The organism is Microbacterium sp. LWH12-1.2 (genome assembly GCF_040675825.1).
Taxonomy (GTDB): Bacteria; Actinomycetota; Actinomycetes; order Actinomycetales; family Microbacteriaceae; genus Microbacterium.
In genome coordinates this window covers 1600023-1621607 of the sequence record NZ_JBEGIJ010000001.1, presented here as the reverse complement: position 1 = coordinate 1621607, position 21585 = coordinate 1600023, and the positions used below count along the sequence as shown (strand labels likewise).

Annotated in this window: 18 protein-coding genes and 1 pseudogene; 11 read left to right on the top strand and 8 right to left on the bottom strand. The window is 67.3% G+C overall.

Annotated elements, in window-relative coordinates; all coding sequences use genetic code 11:
- Window position 1 precedes the first annotated feature (1 nt).
- From MRBLWH12_RS07830 to sdhC, 5 genes are read right to left on the bottom strand one after another with little or no spacing between them, the layout of a single operon-like run.
- The gene (locus tag MRBLWH12_RS07830) at window positions 2-1129 is read right to left on the bottom strand and encodes a YihY/virulence factor BrkB family protein (RefSeq protein WP_341974146.1); all 1128 of its coding nucleotides are present in this window, start codon (window positions 1127-1129) and stop codon (window positions 2-4) included.
- Window positions 1130-1139: 10 nt separating this feature from the next.
- Window positions 1140-1898, bottom strand: a complete 759-nt coding sequence (locus MRBLWH12_RS07825; protein WP_341974147.1) for a succinate dehydrogenase iron-sulfur subunit — start codon at window positions 1896-1898, stop codon at window positions 1140-1142.
- A gap of 2 nt (window positions 1899-1900) precedes the next feature.
- Complete coding sequence (sdhA, locus tag MRBLWH12_RS07820) at window positions 1901-3727, bottom strand: succinate dehydrogenase flavoprotein subunit (protein WP_363547876.1); 1827 nt, start codon at window positions 3725-3727, stop codon at window positions 1901-1903.
- A gap of 19 nt (window positions 3728-3746) precedes the next feature.
- Entirely contained in the window at window positions 3747-4190 is a 444-nt protein-coding gene (locus MRBLWH12_RS07815) for a succinate dehydrogenase hydrophobic membrane anchor subunit (protein ID WP_341974149.1), read from the bottom strand.
- A complete protein-coding gene (gene sdhC, locus MRBLWH12_RS07810; RefSeq protein WP_072591539.1) occupies window positions 4190-4624 on the bottom strand; it encodes a succinate dehydrogenase, cytochrome b556 subunit in 435 nt (144 codons plus the stop codon). The genes MRBLWH12_RS07815 and sdhC overlap by 1 nt, the downstream gene beginning before the upstream one ends.
- 181 nt (window positions 4625-4805) lie before the next feature.
- Here sdhC and MRBLWH12_RS07805 point away from each other — a divergent pair, with 181 nt between their 5' ends.
- The 10 genes and pseudogenes from MRBLWH12_RS07805 (at window position 4806) to MRBLWH12_RS07760 (ending at window position 16212) form a co-directional block, all read left to right on the top strand.
- Window positions 4806-5921, top strand: a complete 1116-nt coding sequence (locus tag MRBLWH12_RS07805) for a mannose-1-phosphate guanylyltransferase (protein WP_341974151.1) — start codon at window positions 4806-4808, stop codon at window positions 5919-5921.
- Window positions 5922-6069: 148 nt separating this feature from the next.
- The gene (locus MRBLWH12_RS07800) at window positions 6070-7176 is read left to right on the top strand and encodes a BMP family lipoprotein (RefSeq protein ID WP_363547872.1); all 1107 of its coding nucleotides are present in this window, start codon (window positions 6070-6072) and stop codon (window positions 7174-7176) included.
- An 80-nt stretch (window positions 7177-7256) separates the two neighbouring features.
- Window positions 7257-8786 carry an ABC transporter ATP-binding protein gene (locus MRBLWH12_RS07795; protein WP_341974153.1) on the top strand — a complete coding sequence of 510 codons (1530 nt, stop codon included), beginning with the start codon at window positions 7257-7259 and terminating at the stop codon, window positions 8784-8786.
- Complete coding sequence (locus tag MRBLWH12_RS07790) at window positions 8783-10024, top strand: ABC transporter permease (protein ID WP_341974154.1); 1242 nt, start codon at window positions 8783-8785, stop codon at window positions 10022-10024. The genes MRBLWH12_RS07795 and MRBLWH12_RS07790 overlap by 4 nt, the downstream gene beginning before the upstream one ends.
- On the top strand, window positions 10021-11307 hold the full coding sequence (locus MRBLWH12_RS07785; RefSeq protein WP_341974155.1) for an ABC transporter permease: 1287 nt from the start codon (window positions 10021-10023) through the stop codon (window positions 11305-11307). Before MRBLWH12_RS07790 ends, MRBLWH12_RS07785 begins: the two co-directional genes overlap by 4 nt.
- A gap of 2 nt (window positions 11308-11309) precedes the next feature.
- Window positions 11310-11708 carry a cytidine deaminase gene (locus tag MRBLWH12_RS07780; protein WP_341974156.1) on the top strand — a complete coding sequence of 133 codons (399 nt, stop codon included), beginning with the start codon at window positions 11310-11312 and terminating at the stop codon, window positions 11706-11708.
- Entirely contained in the window at window positions 11705-13003 is a 1299-nt protein-coding gene (locus tag MRBLWH12_RS07775; protein ID WP_363547867.1) for a thymidine phosphorylase, read from the top strand. The genes MRBLWH12_RS07780 and MRBLWH12_RS07775 overlap by 4 nt, the downstream gene beginning before the upstream one ends.
- A gap of 76 nt (window positions 13004-13079) precedes the next feature.
- The gene (locus MRBLWH12_RS07770) at window positions 13080-14195 is read left to right on the top strand and encodes an adenosine deaminase (protein WP_363547864.1); all 1116 of its coding nucleotides are present in this window, start codon (window positions 13080-13082) and stop codon (window positions 14193-14195) included.
- A pseudogene (locus tag MRBLWH12_RS07765) lies at window positions 14195-15190 on the top strand (polysaccharide deacetylase family protein); the annotation flags it as partial. The gene MRBLWH12_RS07770 and the pseudogene MRBLWH12_RS07765, both read left to right, overlap by 1 nt.
- A 161-nt stretch (window positions 15191-15351) precedes the next feature.
- Window positions 15352-16212: a carbohydrate kinase family protein gene (locus MRBLWH12_RS07760; RefSeq protein WP_341974160.1), complete on the top strand. Its 861-nt coding sequence runs from the start codon at window positions 15352-15354 to the stop codon at window positions 16210-16212.
- Window positions 16213-16214: 2 nt separating this feature from the next.
- On the opposite strand, the gene MRBLWH12_RS07755 is transcribed toward MRBLWH12_RS07760, so the two are convergent.
- The 3 genes from MRBLWH12_RS07755 to MRBLWH12_RS07745 are packed head-to-tail and all read right to left on the bottom strand — an operon-like array spanning window position 16215 to window position 20062.
- Window positions 16215-17504 (bottom strand): flavin-containing monooxygenase, encoded by a 1290-nt coding sequence (locus MRBLWH12_RS07755; RefSeq protein WP_363547857.1) that lies wholly within the window; start codon window positions 17502-17504, stop codon window positions 16215-16217.
- Between the two features lie 57 nt (window positions 17505-17561).
- Window positions 17562-19232, bottom strand: coding sequence for a phospho-sugar mutase (locus MRBLWH12_RS07750; RefSeq protein WP_363547854.1), 1671 nt, complete (start codon window positions 19230-19232; stop codon window positions 17562-17564).
- Window positions 19229-20062, bottom strand: coding sequence for a purine-nucleoside phosphorylase (locus tag MRBLWH12_RS07745; protein WP_363547852.1), 834 nt, complete (start codon window positions 20060-20062; stop codon window positions 19229-19231). The genes MRBLWH12_RS07750 and MRBLWH12_RS07745 overlap by 4 nt, the downstream gene beginning before the upstream one ends.
- A gap of 57 nt (window positions 20063-20119) precedes the next feature.
- Between MRBLWH12_RS07745 and MRBLWH12_RS07740 the strand changes: the two genes are divergently transcribed.
- Complete coding sequence (locus tag MRBLWH12_RS07740; RefSeq protein WP_341974169.1) at window positions 20120-21559, top strand: NAD(P)H-quinone dehydrogenase; 1440 nt, start codon at window positions 20120-20122, stop codon at window positions 21557-21559.
- Window positions 21560-21585: the final 26 nt, after the last annotated feature.

Below are 21585 nucleotides of genomic sequence, written 5' to 3'. Positions count from 1 at the left end.
CCTAACGAGCGTCTCCGACATCGTCGTTCCGTCTCGGGGGCTCCACCACCGCGACCCCCGCTTCCTCGGCCTCCTCGAGGGCTCTGCGCCATTCGGTGCGTGCACGACGCAGGCGATGGGAGACGAGGGGGGCTCGCCACCACGCGGCGTCGTCGAGAGCTTCCTGAGTCCGCTGAACGCGCACCCGTGCGGCGATCACGAGCGCCTGCACTTCGTCCTCGTGCGTGATGCTCTCCGCCTTCGCCATCAGCGGCTGGTCATGATCTGCGGCGCCGACCGCGATCCAGGACGCTGCGACGAGGACGACGATCGAGACTGCCCGGCACCAGAGCAGGATCGCGACGGCGACGGCGAAGGTCGCCAGGAGCGGGTTCGTGGGGGTGTGCGACAACAGCAGACCCGCTCCGAGCTGCAGCACGACGACAGCTCCGCCGCCGATCAGTGCGCCGGGCAGGACGCGCCGCCAGCGCAGCGATGTTCCGGTGAGGTAGCGCACCAGCAGCGCAAGAGCGGCGGCATCCATCGCGAACGCGATGAGGATCGACGATATCCGCACGCCGACCTCGTACATCGGCCGGGACGCGTCTCCGCCGAAGGCCTCGACGGCCTGCGCGAGCGCCCAGACCCCGAACACGCTGAGCGCCGATCCGAGAAGCAGCGACAGCCCGAACGCGGCTGCGGCGATGAGATCCCAGAGCTTCAGCAGTAGGAAGTTGCGCGCATCGAAGGGGAGTCCGAAGATGTCGCGGATCGCGCGACGGGTGAAAGTCACGGCGGTGGTGGCGGACCAGATCACGACGATGGCCGCGATGGCACCGGTCACGCTGAGCACGCCCGTCGTCGACTGGGCGATCGCTTCGACCTCGGCAGGGGATGCGACGCCGTTCTTGCTGATCAGCCCGGGAATATAGGCGTTCGCGCCATCGATGAGGGCGCGGATCGCGCGCGGGCTTCCGCCGAGCCAGAGGCCGGCGCCCGCGAACGCGATGTAGAGCAACGCGAACAGGGCGAACAAACCCTGATAGCTCATCCCCGCCGAGAGGAGGAAGCCGTTCTGCCGCAGGAAGTGCCGCCAGACCCGCACCGGAAAGGACGCGATCACGCGCTCCTTCAGGTGTCTGGCGCGCACGGCCGTACGCTCAGCGACCGCCGCGCAGCACAGCCTGCTTGACCTCGGCGATGGCCTTGGTGACCTCGATGCCGCGCGGGCATGCCTCGGAGCAGTTGAAGGTCGTGCGGCAGCGCCAGACGCCCTCTTTGTCGTTGAGGATGTCGAGACGCACCGCGGCGTTGTCGTCGCGCGAGTCGAAGATGAAGCGGTGCGCGTTGACGATCGCGGCCGGGCCGAAGTACTGGCCGTCGGTCCAGAACACCGGGCACGACGACGTGCACGCCGCGCACAGAATGCACTTCGTGGTGTCGTCGAAGATCTCGCGGTCGGCGATCGACTGGACGCGCTCCTTGCCCTTCTCGGGGACGGAGCCGGCGACGAGGAACGGCTGAACTTCGCGGTAGGACGCGAAGAACGGCTCCATGTCGACGACGAGGTCCTTCTCCAGCGGGAGGCCCTTGATGGCCTCGACGTAGATCGGCTTGGAGATGTCCAAGTCCTTGATCAGCGTCTTGCAGGCGAGACGGTTGCGACCGTTGATGCGCATCGCGTCCGAGCCGCAGATGCCGTGCGCACAGGAGCGACGGAAGGTCAGCGAGCCGTCGACTTCCCACTTGATCTTGTGCAGGGCGTCGAGTACACGGTCGGTGGAGTAGAGCTCCACGTCGTAGTCGACCCAGTGCGGTTCCGCGTCGACCTCGGGGTCGAATCGGCGGATGTTGAAGGTGACGATGAACGATTGGATGGGGGCATCCGCAGCGGGCGCGTCGGCTATGGCTTTCGACATGCTCAGTACTTCCTCTCCATGGGCGGGTAGTTCAACTCGCCCTTCTCGTTCTTGGTGAACACGACGGGCTTCCAGTCCAGCTTGATGTGGTCGCTCGGCGTGGACGAGTGCGCGTCGCCGGTCAGGTACGCCATCGTGTGCTGCATGTACTTCTCGTCGTTGCGGTTCGGGAAGTCGTCGCGCATGTGGCCGCCACGGCTCTCCTGGCGGTTCTGTGCGGCGTAGACGACGACCTCGGCGATGTCGAGGAGGAACCCCAGCTCGACGGCCTCGAGCAGGTCGGTGTTGAACCGCTGACCCTTGTCGTCGACGTGCACGTTCCGGTAGCGGTCGCGCAGCTCCTTGATCACGCCGAGGACGTGCTCGAGCGAGTCGTGGGTGCGGAACACCTGCGCGCCCTTGTCCATCTCGTCCTGCAGCGCCTTGCGGAGCACTGCGATGCGCTCGGTGCCCTGGTTGTTGCGCAGGCCTTCGAGCATGCCCTTGACGAAACCGGCCGGGTCCTCCGGCAGCGGCACGAACTCGGCGGTCTTGACGTATTCGACGGCCTGACGGCCGGCGCGCTTGCCGAAGACGTTGATGTCCAGGAGCGAGTTGGTGCCGAGACGGTTCGCGCCGTGCACGGAGACGCACGCGCACTCGCCGGCCGCGTACAGACCCGGCACGACGGTGGTGTTGTCGGCCAGCACCTCGGCGTTGTTGTTCGTGGGGATGCCGCCCATGGCGTAGTGCGCTGTCGGCATCACCGGGACCGGCTCGACCACCGGGTCGACGCCCAGGTAGGTGCGGGCGAACTCGGTGATATCGGGGAGCTTGGTCTCGAGGACCTCGGCTCCCAGGTGCGTGCAGTCCAGCAGCACGTAGTCCTTGTGCGGTCCGGCGCCGCGGCCCTCTGCGACCTCCTGGACCATGCAACGGGCGACGATGTCACGCGGGGCGAGGTCCTTGATGGTGGGGGCGTAGCGCTCCATGAAGCGCTCACCGGAGGCGTTGCGCAGGATCGCTCCCTCACCGCGGGCTCCCTCGGTGAGGAGGATGCCGAGGCCGGCGAGGCCGGTCGGGTGGAACTGGAAGAACTCGAGGTCCTCGAGGGGGAGGCCCTTGCGCCAGACGATTCCGACGCCGTCACCGGTGAGGGTGTGGGCGTTGGAGGTGGTCTTGAAGATCTTGCCGAAGCCGCCCGTCGCGAAGATCACGGCCTTCGCCTGGAACACGTGCAGCTCGCCGGTGGAGAGGTCGTAGGCCACGACGCCCGAGATCTCGGTCTTGCCGTCGGCATCCTTCACCGTCAGCAGATCGAGCACGTAGAACTCGTTGAAGAAGTTGATACCGAGCTTCACGCAGTTCTGGAACAGCGTCTGCAGGATCATGTGACCGGTGCGGTCGGCGGCGTAGCACGCGCGGCGCACCGGCGTCTTGCCGTGCTCTGCGGTGTGCCCGCCGAAGCGACGCTGATCGATCTTGCCCTCGGGGGTGCGGTTGAAGGGGAGACCCATGTTCTCGAGGTCGATGACCGCGTCGATGGCTTCCTTCGCGAGGATCTCCGCAGCATCCTGATCGACCAGGTAGTCGCCGCCCTTGACGGTGTCGAAGGTGTGCCACTCCCAGGAGTCCTCTTCGACGTTCGCGAGGGCGGCAGCCATGCCGCCCTGCGCGGCACCCGTGTGCGAGCGCGTCGGATAGAGCTTCGAGATCACGGCGGTCTTCGCGCCGGAGCCGGCCTCGATCGCCGCGCGCATCCCGGCGCCGCCGGCGCCGACGATGACGATGTCGAACTGGTGGTAGTGCACGCCGTCGCGGACGACGGAATCCTGGGTCTCAGTAGTCACTTCTCGTATGCCTTCTCTTCTACTTGCCCAGTGCCTGGCAGGTGTCCCACAGCGAGCTCGCCTCGGTCACACCCAGGCACGGGTCGAACGTGAACACGACGAGGGTGCCGAGGATGATCAGGAGTCCGGCGGCGAGGACGATCGCGCCGACCAGGACCTTGCGCACCTTCTCGGTCGTCACGTAGTCGTTGACGATCGTGCGCATGCCGTTCGCGCCGTGCAGCAGCGCGAGCCACAGCATCAGCACGTCCCACCACTGCCAGAACGGCGTGGCGAACTTGCCGGCGATGAAGGCGAAGTCCAGCGCGTGGATGCCTTCGCCGACCATCAGGTTGACGAACAGGTGCCCGAAGATGAGCACGACCAGGATGACGCCGGAGCCGCGCATGAAGAGCCAGCCCCACTTCTCCAGGTTGACGCCGCGCTGACGGCGCGCCGGGGCTGCGACGGTCTGCGTGGCCATCAGTGTCCTCCTCCGAAGCCGGCGAAAGCGAGCATCAGGTGGCGCGGCACGAAGCCGGCCATGATGATGCCCCACACGAGAAGCACGCCCCAGAACAGCTGTCGCTGGTACTTCGCGCCCTTCGACCAGAAGTCGACCGCGATGATGCGCAGGCCGTTCATCGCGTGGAACACGATGCCGGCGACGAGGACGACCTCGCCGAGCGCCATGATCGGGTTCTTGTACGTGCCGATGACGGCGTTGTACGCCTCCGGCGACACCCTGATCAGCGCCGTGTCGAGCACGTGCACCAATAGGAAGAAGAAGATGGCGACTCCGGTGATGCGATGAAGCACCCACGACCACATGCCTTCGCGGCCCCGGTAGAGGGTGCCGCGCGGGGTCTTGGAAGTGGTTTCCGAAATCGACGGTGTCAAGCGAGCGCTTGTGGACACGGTCGTCCTCCCTGGATCGATGTGACTCGGTCGCGTGCTGCGCTTGTCCAAGTGTGAGCCCGTCATGTCGCAGGCACGCCCGATCGGGATCCATCCTATTCCCGCCGGAAGCCCTGGAGCGACGAAGGGGAACCTAAGTGTCTCGACGTCGAGACGTATCGAGGGAGGATACGCTGGCCCGATGACCGAGCCCATCGAAGACTTCTACGCGGTGATTCCGGCCGGAGGCATCGGCAGCCGGCTGTGGCCGCTCTCCCGCGCGGATGCGCCGAAGTTCCTGCACGATCTCACCGGATCGGGTCACTCGCTCCTGCGCGACACGTGGGATCGACTCGAACCGCTGGCCGGCCCCGACCGGATCGCCGTCGTCACCGGTCGCGCCCACCGCGCCGCCGTCGAGGGCGAGCTTCCCGGGATCGCAGATCTCAATGTCTTCCTCGAGTCCGAGCCCAGGGAATCCGCGGCGGCGATCGGGCTCGCCGCCGCCATCCTGCATCGTCGTGAACCCGACGTGATCATCGGCTCGTTCAGTGCCGATCATGTGATCCGCGGAACCCAGGTCTTCGAGTGGGCTGTGCAGCAGGCGGTCCAGGTCGCCAGGGAGGGCTACATCTGCACCATCGGGATTCCGCCGACGGAACCGTCCGTCGGTTTCGGATACATCAAGAAGGCCGGGGAACTGGTCGTATCCGGAGCTCCGGAGGCGGCTCTCGTGGAGCGGTTCGTCGAGAAACCCGACCTGGAGACGGCCAAGGAGTACATCGCCGACCGCAACTACCTCTGGAACGCCGGCATGTTCATCGCGAAGGCGAGCGTGCTGCTCGAGGAGCTCGCCCGCAACGAGCCGGAGTTGCACGCCGGACTGCAGGAGCTCGCCGACGCCTGGGACGACCGCGAACTCCGCGGGCCGGCGGTCGACCGGATCTGGCCGGGGCTGAAGAAGATCGCGATCGACTACGCCGTGGCGGAACCCGCCGCCGAGCTCGGACGGCTCGCCGTGATCCCCGGTCACTTCGACTGGGACGACGTCGGCGACTTCGCCTCGCTCACCAAGCTCATCACGCACGGCCGCAAGAACGACCTGGCCGTTCTGGGCCCCAACGCGCGTGTGCTGTCGGACGCCGCGAGCGGCATCCTGGTCAGTCAGACGTCCCGGGTGATCAGCCTCATCGGGGTGCAGGACATCGTCGTGGTCGACACCCCTGACGCCCTGCTGGTGACGACGGTGGAGCACGCGCAGCGCGTCAAGGGCGTCGTCGAGTCGCTCAAGCTGACCGGTCGGGGCGACGTGCTCTGATGAGCATGTCCACATGCTCATCGGCTGTCTTGGTTTCAGCTTTGTAACCATTCGATAGCGGCTCTGCCTCGGGCGTGCACAAATCCTGAAACAGTGGGTAACTTTGAGCGATCCGCGATGGCCGCGGATTCGCTCAGGGAGGCACGAGTTGACCATCTCCACCACCAAGAAGCTGCTTGGCGCGACGGCAGTCGCCGGCGTCATCTTCGCACTCGCAGGCTGCGGCCAGGCGCCCACTGAAACCCCCGATGGTGGCGACGCCGGTCCCGCCGTCGACAACTTCAAGCCGTGCATGGTCTCCGATGAGGGCGGCTTCGACGACAAGTCCTTCAACCAGCTCGGATTCGAAGGTCTGACCAAGGCCGCCGACGAGCTCGGTGTCGAGGTCAGCAAGACCGAGTCGAAGTCGGCGAGCGACTACGTGTCCAACCTCGACGCGCTCGCGTCCGAGGGCTGCACGTTCATCGTCTCGGTCGGCTTCAAGCTCAGCGCCCCGACCATCGAGGCGGCGACCGCGAACCCCGACATCCAGTACGCGATCATCGACGACTGGGCCGACGCCGACTTCGACGGCGAGACGGATGCTCCGAACATCAAGCCCCTGGTCTTCGACACCGCCCAGGCTGCGTTCCTCGGCGGTTACGCCGCGGCGTCGTACTCCGAGTCCGGCACGGTCGGCACCTTCGGTGGCGCCAAGATCCCACCGGTGACGATCTTCATGGACGGCTTCCAGCTCGGCGTCGAGCACTTCAACAAGGAGAAGAGCGAAGACGTCAAGGTCGTCGGCTGGGACATCACCTCGCAGGAGGGCCAGTTCACCGACGAGTTCGCCGCGAACGACAAGGCGAAGCAGGTTGCTCAGGGCATCATCGACCAGGGCGCCGATGTGCTGCTGCCGGTCGGCGGTCCGATCTACCAGTCCGCTGCACAGGCGATCCGTGACTCCGGCGGCAACATCGCCCTGATGGGCGTCGACGCCGATGTGTTCACCACCGACCCCAGCGTCGGCGACCTGCTCCTCGTGTCGATCATGAAGGGTATGGACGTCGCGGTCTACGACGCGGTGATGGAGGCTGCCGAGGGCAACTTCGACGCCACCCCGTTCGTCGGGACGCTGGAGAACGGCGGCGTCTCGCTGTCCGAGTTCCATGACTTCGAGAGCAAGGTCGACCCGGCACTCGCCGACGAGCTCAAGGCGATCCAGGAAGGCATCATCGACGGTTCGATCAAGGTCGAGTCGCCGGCATCGCCGTAACCGAAATCTGCAGTACAGGACGCGGCCGGACAGATGCTCAGCATCTGTCCGGCCGCTCCTCTGATCGATAGATTGAGATTATGAAGCTTGAGCTCCGTGGGATTACCAAGCGCTTCGGTTCCCTCGTCGCGAACGACCACATCAGCCTCACCGTCGAGCCGGGTCAGATCCACTGCCTGCTCGGCGAGAACGGCGCGGGGAAGTCGACGCTGATGAACGTCCTCTACGGGCTGTACACGGCCGACGAGGGGGAGATCCTTCTCGACGACGTGGTGCAGCACTTCGCCGGTCCTGGAGATGCGATGGCAGCGGGCATCGGCATGGTGCACCAGCACTTCATGCTCATCCCCGTCTTCACCGTCGCCGAGAACGTGATGCTCGGCCACGAGAAGACCGGTTTCGCCGGTCGACTCGATCTGGCCGCCGCTCGCGCGCACGTGCGCGCCGTCAGCCAGCGCTTCGGATTCGAGATCGACCCGGACGCCATCGTCGGCGACCTCCCGGTCGGCGTCCAGCAGCGCGTCGAGATCATCAAGGCGCTCTCCCGTGATGCCAAGGTGCTGGTCTTCGACGAGCCGACCGCTGTGCTCACCCCTCAGGAGACCGACGAGCTGATGGGCATCATGCGCCAGCTCCGCGATGAGGGCACGGCGATCGTCTTCATCACCCACAAACTGCGTGAGGTCCGCGAAGTGGCGGACAAGATCACGGTCATCCGCCTCGGCAAGGTCGTCGGCGAGGCCGACCCCACCGCATCCAACACCGAGATGGCAGCGCTCATGGTCGGTCGCGCGGTCGAGCTCACCGTGAGCAAGGGAGAGCCCAACCTCCGCAGCGGCGGACTCGTGGTCGATCGCCTTCGGGTGATCGACGAGGCGGGGCAGATCGTCGTCAACGACGTGAGCTTCGAAGTGCGACCTGGCGAGATCCTCGCGATCGCCGGGGTGCAGGGCAACGGCCAGACCGAGCTCACCGAGGCGATCATCGGACTGCAGCACAAGGCCACCGGCAGCATCACCCTCGACGGCGAAGAACTGCTCGGCCGCAGTGTCCAGGGCGTCATCGATGCGGGCGTCGGCTTCGTCCCCGAGGACCGCAAGGAAGACGGCCTGGTCGGCGAGTTCAGCGTCGCCGAGAACCTCATCCTCAACCGCTCCTCCGACGGCGCCCCCTTCTTCCGGGTCGCCACGCTCCAGCGCAAAGCTCTCGACGCCTTCGCGAGAGAGCAGATCGACGAGTTCGACATCCGCACCCAGGGGCCGGATGCCGCCGCCGGGCGTCTATCCGGCGGCAACCAGCAGAAGGTCGTCCTCGCGCGTGAACTGAGTCGCGAGCTGAAGCTCTTCGTGGCATCGCAGCCGACCAGGGGCATCGACGTCGGTTCCATCGAATTCGTGCACGAGCGCATCGTCGAGACCAGGGACTCCGGCGTTCCGGTCATCGTGGTCTCCACGGAACTCGACGAGGTATCGGCACTCGCCGACCGGATCGCGGTCATGTACCGCGGTGGCATCGTCGGCATCGTGCCGGGTAATGCTCCGCGCGAGGTGCTCGGACTCATGATGGCCGGCGAGTTGCCCGGCGCCGCGGAGAAGGAGGTCGCCTCGTGAGTGGAGTCGCCGAGAAGAAGACAGAGGTCGAGGCCGCGCCTCGGCAGAACACCGTCATCCGCGACATCGCCGGAGGAAGCGCCGTTCGCGCCGTGCTGGCGATCGTCCTCGCGATGCTCATCGGCGGCGTCCTCATCGCTGCGACCAATCCGGACGTGCAGAGGGCGACGGGGTATTTCTTCCAGAAGCCGGGCGACACGTTCGCCGCGATCTGGGAGGCGGTCTCCGGCGCCTACGCCGCACTGTTCCGCGGGGCGATCTACAACTACAACGCGCCGAACTTCCTGCGCGCGATCAAGCCGATCACCGACACCCTGAACTTCGCCACGCCGCTCATCGCGGCCGGCCTCGGTGTCGCGCTGGCGTTCCGCGTCGGACTGTTCAACATCGGTGGCCGGGGCCAGATGCTCATGGGCGTCGCGGCGGCATCCGTCGTCGCTTTCACCGTGCAGGCCCCGATCTTCATCCACCTCCCGCTGACCATCATCGCCGGACTTCTCGGCGGCATGGTCTGGGGTGGACTCGTCGGGTTCCTCAAGGCGAAGACGGGCGCGCACGAGGTGATCCTGACGATCATGCTCAACTTCATCGCGTACTACTTCATCTCGTGGCTGCTGGCCACGCCCGGTCTGCTGCAGCGCCCAGGGGGATCGCAGCCGATCTCACCGCCCACGCCGGAGACGGCGCAGTTCCCGCTGCTGTTCACGGCACCGCTCTCGGTGAACGCGGGCTTCCTGGTCTCGATCCTCGCCGTGGTCTTCGTGTGGTGGCTCATCGAGCGATCCAGCCTCGGGTTCCGGATGCGCGCGGTGGGGGAGAACCCGAACGCCGCCCGTGCCGCCGGCGTCAACGTCGGCCGCACCATCGTCTACGCGATGGGCATCGCCGGCGCTCTGGCCGGACTCGCCGGCGTCAATCAGATGTCGGGCACGATCACGAGCGGTTTCGAGGCCGGAATCGATGCCGGCATCGGCTTCGACGCGATCACCGTCGCGCTCCTCGGCCGCAGCCGGGCGTGGGGCGTGCTCTGGGCCGGCATCCTGTTCGGGGCGCTCAAGGCGGGCAGTTTCACGATGCAGACCTCGCAGGACATCCCGGTCGACATCGTCCTCGTCGTGCAGGCGCTGATCGTGCTCTTCATCGCGGCACCCCCGCTGATCCGCGCGATCTTCTTCCTCCCGAAGGAGGGCGCATCGCCCCGTCCCGTGCGTCGCGCGAAGAAGGAGGTGGCCGCATGAGCGCCATCGCAGCCACCACCGCAGCCGACGGCACGATCCTTCGCGAGACGGTGCGCCAGCGCAGCTTCAAGCTGCCGATCTCGCTCGGCATCGTCGCAGTGCTTCTCCTTCTGCTCGCCCTCCCGGCGGGCCGAAGCGGCACGAGCGTCTTCCGCCTCGCGGACCGCACGTCTTCGCTGGCATTGCCGGACATCGGAGTCCCGACGTGGCCGACGGTGTTCGTCAGCTCCCTCATCCTCGTCGCCCTCGCCGTCTACGCGACCGTTCGTGTGATGGGCTACCGGCGCGTCGGCCTCTGGCTGCCGATCGTGTTCGCGTTCGTCGCCGTCTTCGCGTTCCTCACCTGGTCGGCCGCAGACGGTCTCGTCCCCGTCACCGGACTGCTCTTCGGCGCCGTCTCGCTGTCGGTGCCGCTGATCTTCGGAGCCCTCGGCGGCGTCATCGGTGAGCGCGCCGGTGTCGTGAACGTCGCGATCGAGGCGCAGTTCCTGCTGGCGGCTTTCAGTTCCGCACTCGTCGCGTCGATGACCGGGAGCTACGTCATCGGAATCATCGCGGCCATGGTGGGTGGCGCCCTCGTGGCTGCCGTGCTCGCCCTCTTCGCGATCCGTTACATCGTCGATCAGGTCATCGTCGGCGTGGTGCTCAACGTGCTCATCACCGGACTGACGAGCTTCCTGCACGGTGCGCTGATGCGGCAGAACGAGGCCCTGTTCAACACGCCGCCGCGACTGCCGCGGATCCCGATCCCGCTGCTCCACGAGATTCCGGTGCTCGGCCCGGTGCTGTTCAACCAGACGCTGATCGTGTACCTCATGTACATCGCGGTGCCGCTGGTCGCCTGGGCGCTCTACCGTTCGCGCTGGGGTCTCCGCCTCCGCGCGGTCGGCGAGCACCCGCAGGCGGCAGACACCGTTGGTATCAAGGTGAACCCGACGCGCTTCTGGAACCTCCTGCTCGCCGGCTCCATCGCCGGTATCGGCGGGGCGTACTTCACGCTCGGATCGGTCGGAGCCTTCGACAAGGAGATGACGGACGGTCTCGGCTTCATCGCCCTCGCCGCAGTGATCTTCGGCGGCTGGGATCCGATCAGGGCGACGCTCGCGGCGATCCTCTTCGGGTTCTCGATGAACCTGGAGACGCTGCTGAGCAATCTCGGATCCCCGATCCCCGGTGAGTTCATGAAGATGCTGCCGTACGTGGTGACCGTGCTCGCCGTTGTCGGATTCGCAGGCAAGGTCCGCGCACCCGCCGCCGACGGCAAGCCGTACATCAAGGGATAGTGATGACAGACATCGATTGGGACGAGCTGCGTCAGGTCGCCACCGACGCGATGGAGAAGGCGTACGCGCCGTACTCGCGCTACAAGGTGGGTGCCGCCGCGCTCGTGGGCGACGGACGGATCGTCGCCGGCTGCAACGTGGAGAACGCCTCATACGGCGTCACCCTGTGCGCGGAATGCGCCTTGGTCGGCGACCTGCACATGTCCGGCGGCGGCCAGCTGGTCGCGTTCGTGTGCGTCAACAATGACGGGCAGACGATCATGCCGTGCGGCCGCTGCCGTCAGCTGCTGTTCGAGCACGCGATGCCCGGGATGCTGCTGGAGACCGTCTCCGGCATCCGCACGATCGACGAGGTGCTGCCGGACGCGTTCGGCCCCCGAGACCTGGAGGACGCACGATGAGCGTTGAGCCCTACGACGCGGTGGACGTCATCCGTGCCAAGCGCGACGGCGGCGTCGTCGCCGAGCCGGCGCTGCGATGGATGGTCGACGCCTACACCCGCGGATACGTGTCCGACGCGCAGATGGCATCGTTCGCGATGGCCGTCTTCCAGCGCGGCATGGAGCGCGATGAGATCCGGGTGCTCACCGACGCGATGATCGCTTCGGGGGAGCGGATGAGCTTCGCATCCCTCGGCAAGAAGACCGTCGACAAGCACTCCACCGGTGGCGTCGGCGACAAGATCACCCTGCCGCTCGCGCCGCTCGTCGCCGTGTTCGGCGTCGCGGTGCCGCAGCTGAGCGGTCGTGGCCTCGGTCACACCGGTGGCACGCTCGACAAGCTGGAGTCCATCCCCGGCTGGCGCGCGGCGCTTTCCAACGAGGAGATGTTCGCGCAGATGCAGGGCGACGTCGGCGCCGTGATCTGCGCGGCCGGCTCCGGCCTCGCGCCGGCCGACAAGAAGCTCTACGCGCTGCGCGACGTGACCGGCACGGTCGAGGCGATCCCGCTGATCGCGTCGAGCATCATGTCGAAGAAGATCGCCGAGGGCACGGATGCTCTCGTGCTCGACGTGAAGTTCGGATCCGGCGCGTTCATGCAGGACATCGACCGCGCCCGCGAATTGGCCCGCACCATGGTCGCGCTCGGCACGGACTCCGGTGTCGCCACCACGGCGCTCCTCACAGACATGAACGTGCCGCTCGGGCTCGCGATCGGCAACGCGAACGAGGTCCGCGAGTCGGTGGAGATCCTCGCCGGTGGCGGACCGGCCGACGTCCGCGAGCTGACGCTCGCGCTGGCCAGGGAGATGCTCGCCCTGGCAGGTCAGCCGGATGCCGACGTCGAGGCCGCTCTCGACGACGGCCGCGCGATGGACAGCTGGAAGGCGATGATCCGCGCGCAGGACGGCGATCCGGATGCTCCGCTGCCGACCGCGCGCGAGACCCATGTCGTCACAGCCCCGGCCGATGGCGTGATGACGCGTCTGGACGCACTGCCCTTCGGGATCGCGGCATGGCGTCTCGGCGCCGGCCGTGCGCGCGCAGAGGACCCGGTGATCTTCGAGGCGGGTATCGACCTGCATGCGAAACCAGGGGAGCGCGTCGTGGCAGGTCAGCCGCTGTTCACTCTCTCCGCCGCAGACGAGGCGCGCTTCCCGCGCGCTCTCGAGGCGATCGAGGGTGCCTGGGAGATCGGTGACGAGGCCTCGGTGACGGCATCCGGGCCGCTCGTTCGGGAGCGGATCACCGCGTAGTCTGAATCTCAGGTCCGACGGTGCATTCCGTCTGCCTGCGGTGCGCTCAAAGACCGGAAACGAAGGGGTACATTCCATGTCGATCGACCCGAACGGCGACGTCACCATTCAGGGGACCTCGCTGCGAAGCCTTCCCAAGGTGTCGCTGCACGACCACCTCGACGGCGCCCTGCGTCCGGCGACGATCATCGAGCTGGCGGATGCCGCAGGAATCGACGTCCCCGAGACGAAGCCGGCGGCGCTGGGGAAGTGGTTCACGAAGCAGAGCGATTCCGGCTCGCTCGTCGAGTACCTGAAGACCTTCGACCTGACGACCGCCGTCATGCAGACGCAGGAGGGGCTGACCCGGGTCGCCCGCGAGTTCGTCCAGGACCTCGCCACGGATGGCGTGATCTACGGGGAGGTCCGCTGGGCCCCCGAGCAGCACCTGGCCGGTGGGCTCTCGCTCGAGCAGACAGTCGAGGCGGTGCAGCAGGGCATCGAGGAGGGCGAGGATGCCGCAGACCGCGCAGGCAGCAGCATTCGCGTCGGTCAGCTGATCACCGCGATGCGACACACCGATCGCGCACGGGAGATCGCCGAGCTCGCGGTCGCCTTCCGCGGACGCGGCGCCGTCGGCTTCGACATCGCCGGCCCTGAAGACGGCTTCCCTGCGTCGAACCACCGAGCCGCCTTCGACTATCTCGCGGAGAACTTCTTCCCGGTGACGGTGCACGCGGGTGAGGCTGCCGGTCTCGCCTCGATCCGTTCCGCGCTGATCGACGGACGGGCCTTGCGCCTCGGTCACGGCGTCCGCATCGCCGAAGACCTGCAGGTGATCACGCAGGAGGGCGACGAGGTGCAGGTGCAGTTCGGCGACCTGGCACGCTGGGTCCGCGATCGGGAGATCCCACTGGAGCTCTCGCCGTCTTCGAACCTGCAGACCGGCGCGATCGCGGCATGGGGTACCGAGCTCGCCGATCACCCCTTCGATCTGCTGTACCAGCTCGGCTTCGCCGTCACGGTCAACGTCGATAACCGCACCATGAGCGGCACGTCGCTGACTCGAGAGCTCGCTCTGCTCGTCGAGGCGTTCGAGTACGACCTCGACGACCTCGAGACGTTCCAGTTCAACGCCGCAGCGGCGACGTTCCTCCCCGTCGAGGAGCGCGAAGAGCTCGTCGAGATGATCGCGGAAGGGTTCGAGGTCTGATGAGATCGCGTCTTCAGCGTCGACGCCGAGCCATCACGCTCATCGTCGCGGCCGTCGTTCTGATCGGTGGGGGAGCGACCGCTGCCGCGCTCTGGTTCAACCGTGCGGCGGACCAGCCGCCGGCCGCGACCGACGAAGGTGCAAAGCCCCCGCCCACGCCGACCCAGACGCCGCTGTCACCGGCCGAGCAGTTGCTCGCCGACGCCGACGATCCGATGGCGTGCGCGGTGAGCTTCGCCGGAGACGGTATCGCGCTCGAACCCGCGCTGCAGTCGCAGAACGGCCTGTACCAGGCACTGCCGATCCCCGATGCGGATGGTCGGGTCTTCGCCGGCTGGTACGCGACCCCGGAGGATGCCGCGGCGTTCACGGTCGCCGCTCGCATCAACGGTGCCGACCCCGTCGCCTGCGTCGAACAGCAGATCGAACTGCACGCGGCGTGGAAGACCCCCGACGAGAACGTCGCTGAGAACGCGCAGATCCCGATCCTGATGTATCACCAGTTCACGACCAATCCGGAAGGGGAGGAAGGCTGGCTCCGGGGCAACTACGCGTACATCGGCGACTTCGACGCGCAGATGAACCACATCGCGACCACCGGGTTCTACCTGCCGACGTGGGATGAGCTCAGCGCGTTCATCGACGGACGACTGTTCCTGCCCGCCCGTTCGGTGATCATCACGGACGACGACGCGGATCAGACCTGGTTCGACCTCGCGGTGCCCGTGGTGGACAAGTACAAATTGCTGACCACCTCGTTCATGATCACCGCGTACCGTCAGGATCCGCCGCCGTCCACGTATGTGCTGCGCCGCTCGCACACGCACGACATGCATCAGGCCGGAGACAACGGCAAGGGGCGGATGGTGAACTGGTCGGCCGACGAGATCGCCGCGGATCTGAACGCGTCCGGCGACATCCTCGGAGTCCGTGAGGTCATCGCCTACCCGTTCGGCCATTACAACGACACCTCCAAGCAGGGGGTCGCGCAGGCCGGTTACGAGATGGCGCGCACGATCGAACCGGGAACCGTAGGGATCGGCACGGACAAGTTCGCGTTGCCCGTGGTCCGCATCGACTACGGGATGGGCCTGGACTCGTTGATCAACCGCATCGGCTGATCTCGACGCGCGCGGGACTGCGCGAAGATGAGGGGGTGACCTCGCCCTCCGTCTTCATCGCCGGCCCCGCTTCGTGGAACTCGATCGTCGTACTCGATCGTCTGCCGGAACCCGTTCCGCACATGCAGTTCGCCGAGGAGACGTGGGAGACGGTCGGCGGCACGAGTGCCGGGAAGGCATTGAGCCTGACCGCTCTTGGTCGGTCGAGCCTGCTGTACGCCTTCGCGGGCGTCGACGCTGCCGGTACGCACGTGCGCGAAGCGCTGCAGGCGGCAGGGGTGCCGGTGGAGTGGGGACACAGCGACATCACCGAACGCCACCTCAACCTGATGACGAGGACGGGCGGACGCGTCTCGCTGTACCTGTCCACTCCATCCGCTCAGACCGGGTCGAACGACGCGGCGCTGACGCCGATGATGTTGGATTCCGACGCCATCGTGCTCGATCTCGCAGCCGAACCGTTGCGTCTGCTGCCCGCTGCGCGCCAGACCGGGCGACCGATCTGGGTCGACGTGCACGACTACGACGGCGAGGCCGAGTACCACCGGCCGTTTCTCGATGCGGCGGATGCCGTGTTCTGCAATGCCGATCGACTGGCCGATCCCGTCGGATTCCTGCGCGCCTGCATCGACGGCGGTGCGACGCTCGCGGTGTGCACGCTCGGCGCTGAGGGCGCGGTCGGGGTGGATGTCGAGGGCACTGTGCATCGCGTCAGCGCCGTCCCGGTGCCGGTCATCGACACGAACGGCGCCGGTGACGCATTCTTCGCCGGTGTCCTGGACGCGCGGCTTTCCGGGTGTTCGGTGCCGGAGTCGCTCGAGGCGGGGGCGCGATCGGCGTCGGTCGTGCTGGGGAGCCGGCACCTGCACCCGCTCTTGGACCCGATCCTGGGCTGACCTCAGCGCGAGTCCAACCCCCGATTCTCCTGTCGGACCGCGGCACGGTAGGCGTCCTTGTTCACGTAGTGAGCCATCCGATCGAGCCGGAGGTAGCGGTAGCCTCCGGTGAGGTCGGGCCAGGGCTCTCCGGTGACCCGTTCCCGGAATCGACGGGCTCGGTCCGGCGCCCTCTCCACCGCCGCGAGATAACCGGCCAGGAGATCGGCCTGTTCGGCGCGGCCCTGCCAACCGATCCCGGACGCCTCGATCATGCCCACGACGTAGAGACCGTTGAATGGCGCGGGGAACATGTTCAGGAACAGCCGAGGCGCAGCCCCCTGCCAATGCAGATGCTCCCGGTCGACGAAGGGGTAATCGAGCCGGTAACCGGTGGCCAGAAGCACCAGATCGTACTCGCCTGTGCTCCCGTCGCGGAAGTGCACGGTCTTCTCCTCGAGACGGTCGATATCCGGGCGGATGCGCAGATCGCCCTGACCGAGATGATGCAGGACCAGCGTGTTCACGATCGGGTGCGACTCGTAGATCCGGTAGTCCGGCTTCGGGAATCCGAACCGCACCGGATCGCCGGTGAATGCCCGGAGTACTCGCGAATCGACTGCCTGCTTGAGCCGTGCGGGAAGCGGACGGCCCCGATTGAGTGTGTCGCTCGGGCGGCCGAACAGGTAGCGCGGCACGAAGTAGTAGCCGCGGCGCACGCTCATGTCGACGGACGTCGCGTGGTGCACGGCATCCACGGCGATGTCGCACCCCGAGTTCCCCGCTCCCACCACGAGTACGCGTTTGCCGGTCAGCTGGAGCGCGGACGTGTAGTTGCTCGTGTGCATCAGCGCGCCGGAGAAGCGGCCGGGGAACGCGGGAACGCTCGGCTCGGCCAGGGTGCCGTTCGCGAGGATCACGCCGGCGTACCACCGGGTCTTCGCGCCGTCCGGACCTTCGGCGGTCAGATCCCACCCGTCGTCCCGCGGTTCCAGGCGCGTCACTCGGGTGTCGAATCGGAAGAGCGGCGTGAGTCCGAAGTGGGAGGCGTAGTCCTGGAAGTAGGTGAGCAGCTCCCGATGGCTCGGATAGTCCGCCGTGCTCGTCATCGGGTACTCGGCGAACTCGGTCGTCGTGCGGGAGGAGATCAGATGCGCGGATTCGTACATCGTGCTGCGCGGATTCGTGATGTCCCAGAGGCCGCCGACATCATGCGAGGCCTCGTAGCCGTCGATCTCGATGCCCTGCTTCTGCAGCGCCCTGGCCGCGGCGAGTCCCGACGGCCCGGCACCGATGACGGCGTATCTGTTCATACCGCTCCCCGCACGACGCTGTGCTCGCCGTTGATCACGTGCCGGCCCAGCATGATGCTAGGAGCGCTCCTCCAGCAGGATGCGAACGCCGGCCTCGAGGTCGGCGACAGCACTCGACGCCTGCGCGGCGGATTCCCCGCGGGTGTCGAGGTACACCTTGAGCTTCGGTTCGGTGCCACTCGGACGCACGATGACCCGCGACCCGTCGGACATCCGGTAGCGCAGTACGTCACCGGACGCCTCGCCGGGGCCCGCTTGCAGCAGATCCTCGGCCGACGCGATCGCGTGCGCGCCGATGTGCGTCGGCGGCAGCGTCCGCAGCGACAGCATGACGTTCGAGATGACCGAGAGGTCGTCGACCCGCACCGAGACCTGACCGCTCGCGAAATGGCCGTAGGTGTCTCCGAGTTCGGCGACCAGGGTCGCCAGCGTCGCGCCGCGCTCGCGGGCTTCGGCCGCGAGTCCGAGGATCGCGATCGCGGCGGAGATGCCGTCCTTATCGCGCACCGTCTCCGGGTTCACGAGGTAGCCGAGGGCTTCCTCGAAGCCGAAGACCAGGCCCGGTGCGCGGGAGATCCACTTGAAGCCGGTGAGCGTCTCGTGGAAGTCGAGGCCATGGTGGGCGGCGACGGCCGCGAGACCAGGGGAGGAGACCAGAGAGCACGCCAACGCGGCGCCGGGCATCCCGGCGGCGGCCCGCGCGGCGCGGGCGCCGAGCAGCAGGCCGACCTCATTGCCGGTGAGGCGGCGCCAGCCGCCGTCTGCGGACTCGTCCGGAATCGCGACGGCCAGACGATCCGCATCCGGGTCGTTCGCGAGAATGAAGTCCGCGTTCACCCGACGCGCCGTGGCGAACGCCAGATCCATAGCCCCGGGTTCTTCCGGGTTCGGGAAGGAGACCGTGCGGAAGGTCGCGTCCGGCGACAGCTGTTCGTCCACGATGGCGGGCTGCGGGTATCCGGCCTGTGCGAGGATCCGCGAGAAGGTCTCCCAGCCCACGCCGTGCAGCGCTGTGTACACCCACGACATCCCGGCCGCCCCGGCGGGTGCCGGGGCCACGGCGGAGGTCGCGGCGATGTACGCGTCGACGATGTCCTCGGAGGCCGTCTCGTACCCGGTCGAACGGGGGAGTGCGCCCACATCACCGGCATCCGCGACTCGCTGGATGGCCGCAGCGATATCGGCATCGGCGGGGGCGACGATCTGCGAGCCGTTGTCCGCGCCGCCGAGATAGACCTTGTACCCGTTGTCGTTCGGCGGGTTGTGGCTCGCTGTGACCATCACGCCGGCATCCGCACCGAGGTGGCGCACGGCGAACGCGAGCACGGGGGTGGGCAGCAGCCGCGGCAGCAGGATCGCACGGAGCCCGGCACCGGCGAACAGTTCGGCGGAGTCCGCGGCGAAGATCCGCGAGTTGCGCCGGCCGTCGTATCCGATCACGACGGTCGGCGTGCCGCCGTGCGCGCGGTCGCGGAGATACGCGGCGAATCCGGCGGCGGCCTGTGCGACGAGCACGCGGTTCATCCGGTTGCTGCCGGCGCCCAGCTCACCGCGGAGCCCAGCCGTGCCGAAGGCGAGGCGGGTGCTGAAGCGGTCATCGAGGTCGGCGGCGGCGATGTCGTCGCCGCCGGCCGCCCGCGTGATGAGCGCGGCGAGTTCGTCACGGGTCTCGTGGTCGGGATCCTGGCGCAGCCAGGCGCGCGCCTCGTCGATGCGCTGCTCGTTCACAGGGCCTCCACGACGCGGGCCAGGAGGGCCGAGATCACCGGTTCGGCCTCGCGCCCTGCCTCGATCACCTCGGCATGGCTGAGCGGCGACTGCTGGATGCCGGCCGCGAGGTTCGTGATGAGCGAGAACCCGAGGATCTCCATCCCGGCCTCACGGGCCGCGATCGCCTCGAGCGCCGTCGACATGCCGACGATGTCGCCGCCGATCGCCTTCGCCATCTGCACTTCGGCCGGCGTCTCGTAGTGCGGCCCGCGGAACTGGCAGTACACGCCCTCATCGAGCGACGGATCAACGGTGTGGGCGATATCGCGCAGGCGCTTCGAATACAGGTCGGTGAGGTCGATGAAGGTCGCACCCTCGAGCGGCGAATCGGCCGTGAGATTGATGTGGTCGCTGATCAGGACGGGCTGGCCGGGCTTCCAGGTCTCGCGGATGCCGCCGGCGCCGTTGGTCAGCACCATGATCCGAGCACCCGTCGCGGCGGCCGTGCGCACACTGTGCACGACCCGGCGCACGCCGTGGCTCTCGTAGTAGTGCGTGCGCGCGCCGATCACGAGGACGTTCTTGCCGTCGGGGGTGCGGATGCTGCGCAGGGTGCCGACATGACCTTCCAGGGCCGGCTTCGAGAACCCGGTGACCTCGGTCGCCGGGATCGTCGCGATGGTCTCGCCGATGATGTCGGCTGCTTTGCCCCAGCCACTGCCGAGCGTGAGGGCGATGTCGTGCTTCTCGACGCCGCTCAGCCGCGCGATGTCGGCTGCGGCGAGGGCCGCGACCTCGAAGGGGTTCGCGTTCGGGTCGTCGAGAGGGTTGCTGTGTGTTTCGGGCATGGATCCACTCTAGGAACCTGCGGGCTTGCGGGCCAGGATTGCGGAAGAATAGAGATCATGTCTTCCACCACATTCGAGCGCACTCAGCGCGTCGCCGTCCTCGGCGGCGGTCCCGGCGGTTACGAGGCGGCTCTTGCAGCCGCGCAGCTCGGAGCCGAGGTGACCCTGGTGGAGCGTGTCGGCGTCGGCGGATCCGCAGTGCTGACCGACGTCGTGCCGTCCAAGAGCCTGATCGCCACGGCCGATGCGGCCGTCGCGATCTCCGAGGCGACCGACCTGGGCGTGCAGTTCTTCGCGAAGGGCGAGAACGGGAAGCCCCTCAAGCCCGAGATCGCCATCAACCTGGCGGCGGTGAACAAGCGTCTCCTGGCTCTGGCCGGACAGCAGTCGGAGGATATGCGCAACACGCTGCTCGAGGCGGGTGTCCGTATCCTCTCCGGCCACGGACGACTGGAGGGTCCGAACGCGCTCGTCGTCTCGACCGGCCCCGGCGGCACGGACTTCGATCGCGTCGAGGCCGACACCCTCGTGATCTCCGTCGGCGCATCGCCGCGCGAGCTCGACTCGGCCAAGCCCGACGGCAAGCGCATCCTCACCTGGACGCAGCTCTACGACATGAAGGCGCTTCCCGAGCACCTCATCGTGGTCGGCTCCGGTGTCACCGGCGCCGAGTTCGCGTCCGCGTACATGAACCTCGGCGCGAAGGTCACCCTGATCTCCAGTCGCGACCAGGTTCTCCCCGGTGAGGACCAGGATGCTGCGCGCGTGCTCGAGAAGGTCTTCAAGCGCGGCGGGATGCAGGTTCTCTCGAAATCTCGTGCGGACAGCGTCGAGACCACCGCGACGGGCGTGCTCGTGACGCTGTCCGATGGGCGCACCGTCGAGGGCAGCCACTGCCTGATGGCGGTCGGATCGATTCCGAACACGGCGGGGATCGGCCTCGAGGAGGCGGGCGTCGAATTGGACGAGTCCGGCCACGTGCGGGTCAACCGTGTCGCGCGGACCTCGGTGCCGAACGTCTACTCGGTCGGTGACTGCACGAACTTCTTCCCGCTGGCCTCGGTGGCCGCGATGCAGGGGCGCACAGCAGTGTTCCACGCGCTCGGCGACATCGTCATTCCGCTCGAGCTGCGCAAGATCACGTCGAACATCTTCACCGCCCCTGAGATCGCGACGGTCGGATTCTCGGAGAAGGACGTCGAGGACGGCGCAGCGGACGGCATCGTCTACAAGCTGCCGTTGGCGGCGAACCCGCGGGCCAAGATGATGGGTATCAAGGACGGCTTCGTCAAGATCATCGCGCGGAAGGGATCGGGCACCGTGATCGGCGGCGTGATCGTGGCGCCGAAGGCCTCAGAGCTGATCTACCCGATCGCGTTGGCCGTCGAAAGGCGTCTCAACGTCGATCAGGTCTCGCGCGTGTTCGCGGCGTACCCTTCGCTGTCCGGGAGCATCACGGACGCCACCAGGGCGATGCACCTGGTCAACATCAGTTGAAGCATGCGAAAGGCGCCCCACCGAAG